This window comes from Actinomyces ruminis, assembly GCF_002154335.2.
In the GTDB taxonomy this organism is placed as follows: Bacteria; Actinomycetota; Actinomycetes; order Actinomycetales; family Actinomycetaceae; genus Actinomyces; species Actinomyces ruminis.
Window position 1 is genome coordinate 1 of sequence record NZ_MTPX02000053.1, and the last position, 4856, is coordinate 4856.

Here is a 4856-nt window from a genome sequence, read left to right on the forward strand (position 1 = left end):
CTCGATCCGCGCCCGCCCGCGGTCGACGTCCCGCTTGGCCCCGACGGCGCCCGCGGCTTGCCGCAGAACTGTCCAAGGTGTACGTCGACGCCCGCCTGCGCGCCTCCGGCATCGCCCCCACCTTGCTGGCGGAGGCCGTCTGCGACGCCGCCACCATGGGGGTCACCGCCCTGTGGCTGGGCACCAACGACGCCAACCGCCGCGCCCAGAAGGCCTACCGGCGCGCCGGCTTCCGCAAGGTCGGTACCCGCACCTACGAGGTCGGCGGACGGCGCTGCCGCGACGTCGTCATGGCCTTGAACCCGCAGGAGACCGCTGCGTAGATCGTCCGCAGCCGTCGGTTGGATGCCCACCGCGCTCCGGAGGGCGTGAAATCCGGCACGAAGCGCCGTAGGACCCGGCTGACGCCGTGGAGCCTGTGGCAGACTGGACCGGCCTCGGGCCTCGAACCGCCCCTGCCACTGGGGAGGCGGTCAGGAGCAGGACCCGCAGGCACCCGCATGCGGCACGAGCCGCTCGACCGACACCCCGGTCGACGGCGCCGCCCGTTTAACGCTCGCTGACCAGTGGCACGGGCGTGGAGAGAAATCAATGACCAACCTGATCGACGCGATCGACGCCGCCTCCCTGCGCGACGACATCCCCAACTTCCGGGCCGGCGACACCCTGCGGGTGCACGTGAAGGTCGTGGAGGGATCCCGCACCCGTGTGCAGGTGTTCCAGGGCGTTGTCATCGCCCGCAAGGGCTCCGGCATTTCCGAGACCTTCACCATCCGCAAGATCTCGTTCGGCGTTGGCGTGGAGCGTACCTTCCCGCTGCACACCCCCACGATTGAGAAGATCGAGGTCGTCACCCGCGGTAAGGTGCGCCGCGCCAAGCTGTACTACCTGCGCAACCTGCACGGCAAGGCTGCCAAGATCAAGGAGTACCGCACCAACTGACGGCCCGGGACACTTCCGAGCCCTGGTGCCCGGGGCCTGCGGGTCCCGGGCACCGACGCACCTACTCGACCCCGACCCTGAAACCAGCCAGCCACTATTCGAGAGGGATACGGTGACCGCACCGCAGGAAGACGCCGAAGACCTGCCTGAAGCCGGTACCTCCGCTCCCGCAGCTACGAATACCCCCGACGCCGCGGACGATCTGCCTCCCTCCTACAAGCCGGTCCGCCGGCCCACCCCGCTGGCCGCCCCCGAGCGGGCCGACGCCGAGCGCGCGCCGCGTCGTCGCGGTTCCACCCTGCTGATCGTACTCGCGGTGCTGGTGGTGGTCGCCCTGGTTAAGACCTTCGTGGTCCAGACCTTCGGTATCCCCTCCGGCTCCATGGAGGACACCCTGCTGGAGGGGGACCGCGTGGCCGTAACCATGTACGACGCCGACGATGTCAACCGCGGCGACATCGTCGTATTCACCGACCCGGACAACTGGCTCACCGTCACCGAGCCGACCGGCGTGAAGGGCTTCGTGCAGGACGCACTCATCGTGCTGCACCTGCTGCCCGAAGACTCCGGCCACCACCTGATCAAGCGCGTCATCGGCGTGGGCGGGGACCACATCGTTGCCGACGGCAAGGGATCGCTGACCATCAACGGCGTCGAGGTCGACGAGCCCTATCTGAAGTCTGGCCGCTCCGCCTCCGACGTCGCCTTCGACGTCACCGTCCCCGAGGGCTACGTGTGGGTGATGGGTGACAACCGCGCCAACTCCGCCGACTCCCGCTTCCATCAGGACGACGCCAACGGCGGATTCGTCCCCATGGACAACGTGGTCGGGGTCGCTAAGGGCATCCTCTGGCCATTGTCACGCCTCGAGGGACTCGACGACGGCGGTGCCTTCGACGCCGTCCCCGACGCCACCCCCGCAGCCGGGAACACGCCGTGACCCGCATTCGCCCCGACCGTGCCCTGGAGGAGCGGCTGCTGGCCCGCTACCCGTTGGTCGGGGGCATGGACGAAGTCGGGCGCGGCTGCCTGGCCGGGCCCGTCAGCGTCGGCCTGGCCGTCGTCTCCCGCACCACGCCCGCCGTCTTCCCCGCGGGCCTGGCCGACTCCAAGCAACTCACGCCCCGCCGCCGGGAGGCTCTTGTCACGCCATGTCGCGCCTGGGTGGCCGACCACGCCGTCGGTCACGCCACCCCCGCGGAGATCGACGCCGTCGGCATCATCGGTGCGCTACGACTGGCCGGGCAGCGGGCCCTGGCCGAGGTCGCCGCTCGCGGCCACCTGCCCGGCGCCATCATCCTGGACGGCACCGTGAACTGGTTGCGCGAGCCCACGGGCCCGGCCGTCGCGGCGTCGGTGGATCAGGCCGCGTCAGCGCCCGCTGTGCGGCCGGCCCCGTCCGTGTACACCTCCGTCAAGGCGGACGCCCACTGTGCCGTGGTTGCCGCCGCCTCCGTGCTGGCCAAGGTGGAGCGCGATGCGCTCATGACCGCCCTGCCCGACCCCGGCTACGACTGGGCCCGCAACAAGGGGTACACCTCACCCGCTCACGTCGAGGGCCTGGCCCGGCTGGGCGCCAGCGACCTCCATCGCCGCACCTGGCATCTGCCGGGGCTTGACCGCTTCACCGGAGCCGCTGAGGCGGTTGTGGCCGACGCGCCCGCGAGGCCTGCTGCACGCGGACTGGGCGATTAGGCATGATGTAAGGGTGAGTGCTGAAGATCTGGAGTCGTATGAGAACGACTTGGAGCTCGACCTTTACCGCGAGTACCGCGACGTCATCTCCCTGTTCTCCTATGTCGTCGAGACGGAGCGCCGCTTCTACCTGGCCAATGCCGTGGACGTGCAGGTGCGTACCAACGGCGGTGAGGTGTTCTTCGAGTTGACGCTCGAGGACGCCTGGGTGTGGGACATCTACCGGGCCAGCCGTTTCGTGAAGTCCGTGCACGTGGTCACCTTCAAGGACGTCAACGTGGAGGAGCTGACCAAGCCGGAGATGGACATCCCCTCCTAGCGCTGCGGTGGGTGCTTACCGGAGTCCACAGGCACGGTTCGTGCACCCCTAATCCACAGAGATCAAAGGTCGCGCTGGCCCCCGCCACACCCCGCAGGCACGCTGGTGGCGGAGGTCAAGCCCATGCAACCAGCACCAACCACCACGCCGACCGACCCGCGTCGGCTCATCGGTCAGCGCGGCGAAGCCATCGCCGCCCGCTACTTGAGCGATCAGGGTTGGAGCATCCTGGACCGCAACTGGCGACCCGGATCCGGCCTGCGCGGTGAGGTGGACATCGTCGCCCGGCAACCCCACCCCGACGGCCCCGGAACGCTGGTGATCGTGGAGGTCAAGACCCGGACCTCCGCCGTCGCCGGGTCCCCGGCCGAGGCCGTGGACGCCCGCAAACTCGCTCGCCTGCGTGCCCTGGCCGCCGCCTGGGCCGCCACCCACCGGTGCCGCACGCGGGCCTGCGCCTCGATGTCGTCTCCGTCCAGCTGCGTGCCGCCCGCCCCGCCCTGCTGCGTCACCACCGGGGAGTGGGGGATTGAAATGGGCCTGGCACGCACCCTCGCCGTCACCCTGACCGGACTGGCCGGACACCTGGTGGAGGTGGAGGCGCACTCCGCCCACGGGCTGCCCGGATTCACACTCGTCGGCCTGCCGGACGCGGCCATACGCGAATCACGCGAGCGTGTCCGGGCCGCCCTGTCCACCTGCGGCGTCACCTGGGGCGAGCACCGGCTGACCGTCAATCTCTCCCCGGCCGACCTGCCCAAGACCGGCACGGGCTTCGATCTGGCCCTGGCGCTCGCGGTCCTGGGGGCCCGCGGTCAGCTGCCGACCCGCGCCATCACCCATCTGGCCCGCACCGTCTACATCGGGGAACTCGGCCTGGACGGCTCCATCCACCCGGTCCGCGGCATCCTGCCCGCCGTGCGCGCCGCCGCCGACGTCGGCGTAACCGAGGTGGTAGTCGCCGCCGGCGCCGGCCGGGAGGCGGCCCTGGTGCCAGGTGTGGACGTGACCGCCGTCAGCCACATCGGCGAGCTGCTGGAGCGCTACGGCGGAAAGCTGCCCGGCCGCGCCCGCGAACTCATGCGCCGCGCCGGTAGCGAGGCCGCCCGCGCCTCCCGCCCGGCCGCGGGGCACAACCCGGCGCGCGAGCCCGACCTGGCCGACGTGGTCGGTCAGGCCCAGGCCCGCCACGCCCTGGAGGTGGCCGCCGCCGGCGGACACCACCTCCTGCTGGTCGGCCCGCCCGGTGCCGGCAAGACCATGCTCGCCGAGCGCCTGCCCTCCATCCTGCCGCCCCTGAGCCCCGACGATGCCGTCACCGTCACCTCCATCCACTCCCTGGCCGGTACCTTCAACGCCGACGCGGGACTGCTGACCCGCCCGCCCCTGCGCGCACCCCACCACACCGCCACCCGTGCCGCCGTCATCGGTGGCGGCTCCGGCTCGCCCCGCCCCGGCGATGTGTCGCTCGCGCACCGCGGCGTGCTGTTCCTGGACGAGGCCCCCGAGTTCCCCGCCGGGGTGCTCGACTGCCTGCGCCAGCCCCTGGAGTCGGGGGTGGTGTCCATCGACCGGGTGGGTGGGCGCGCCACCTACCCGGCGGCCTTCCAGCTGGTGCTGGCCGCCAACCCCTGCCCTGCGGGCGCGCCACCGGCCGCGGCCTGGAGTGCACCTGCACCTCGCTGCAGCGGCGCCGCTACTTCTCCCGCTGTCGGGCCCGCTACTGGACCGGGTGGATATCCAGGTGGAGGTTGCCGCCGTCACCGCCGGGGACCTGGCCGTCGGCGCCGGAGTGAGCCGATTCTCCCGCTGTCGGGCCCGCTACTGGACCGGGTGGATATCCAGGTGGAGGTTGCCGCCGTCACCGCCGGGGACCTGGCCGTCGGCGCCGGAGTGAGCC

Annotated in this window: 5 protein-coding genes and 2 pseudogenes; all 7 read left to right on the forward strand. The window is 71.5% G+C overall.

Features of this window, described 5'->3' with window-relative positions:
- Positions 1-323, forward strand: a 323-nt coding sequence (locus BW737_RS10635) for a GNAT family N-acetyltransferase (protein WP_143233376.1), incomplete at its 5' end; no start/stop codon positions are given.
- A gap of 268 nt (positions 324-591) precedes the next feature.
- The gene (rplS, locus tag BW737_RS10640) at positions 592-942 is read left to right on the forward strand and encodes a 50S ribosomal protein L19 (protein WP_086616087.1); all 351 of its coding nucleotides are present in this window, start codon (positions 592-594) and stop codon (positions 940-942) included.
- 112 nt (positions 943-1054) lie between these two features.
- Positions 1055-1882: a signal peptidase I gene (gene lepB, locus BW737_RS10645; RefSeq protein WP_086616088.1), complete on the forward strand. Its 828-nt coding sequence runs from the start codon at positions 1055-1057 to the stop codon at positions 1880-1882.
- Positions 1879-2637, forward strand: a complete 759-nt coding sequence (locus tag BW737_RS10650) for a ribonuclease HII (protein WP_257210731.1) — start codon at positions 1879-1881, stop codon at positions 2635-2637. The genes lepB and BW737_RS10650 overlap by 4 nt, the downstream gene beginning before the upstream one ends.
- A gap of 13 nt (positions 2638-2650) precedes the next feature.
- On the forward strand, positions 2651-2956 hold the full coding sequence (locus BW737_RS10655; RefSeq protein ID WP_073332911.1) for a DUF2469 domain-containing protein: 306 nt from the start codon (positions 2651-2653) through the stop codon (positions 2954-2956).
- A 123-nt stretch (positions 2957-3079) separates the two neighbouring features.
- Positions 3080-3340, forward strand: a pseudogene (locus BW737_RS18475) (YraN family protein); the annotation flags it as partial.
- Positions 3341-3490: 150 nt separating this feature from the next.
- A pseudogene (locus BW737_RS10665) lies at positions 3491-4847 on the forward strand (YifB family Mg chelatase-like AAA ATPase); the annotation flags it as partial.
- Positions 4848-4856: the final 9 nt, after the last annotated feature.